At 58.2% G+C, this 385-nt stretch carries 1 protein-coding gene; it reads right to left on the minus strand.

Features of this window, described 5'->3' with window-relative positions; all coding sequences use genetic code 11:
• A partial coding sequence (locus NE664_15590; GenBank protein MCQ4728056.1) for an SAM-dependent methyltransferase occupies positions 1-217 on the minus strand: 217 nt, incomplete at its 3' end.
• Between the last annotated feature and the right edge of the window lie 168 nt (positions 218-385).

A 385-nucleotide genomic window follows, 5' to 3' on the forward strand; every position in this document is an offset into this window, starting at 1 on the left:
CCGGAAGCTTCAGCGCATCCTTCACCTGATACGTAGCCGGGATCACGTGCAGTTCCTCCGCTCCGGACACCAGCGGTATGCCAAGTCTGGCCGCCGCCGCTGAAAATGAAGGGATTCCGCATTCCAGCCTCGTCGCATACCCCCGGTTCCACAGTCGTTCCAGCAGATAGCTGCAGGTGGAGTAGATGCTCACATCCCCCAGTGTTATGAAGCCCACATCCTATCCTCTGTCCAGCCGTTCCATCACGGCGCCGGCCGCCAGATCGTGGCTTTCATCCAACACCTTTTTATCCTTTGTCATGGGCATGGGAAGATAGAGGCACTCCTTTTGCTCCATCTCCGGCACCGCCTGACACGCGATCTGGTATGCCGTGCACAGCTCCTT

It is taken from the genome of Anaerotignum faecicola (genome assembly GCA_024460105.1).
Classification (GTDB): Bacteria; Bacillota; Clostridia; order Lachnospirales; family Anaerotignaceae; genus JANFXS01.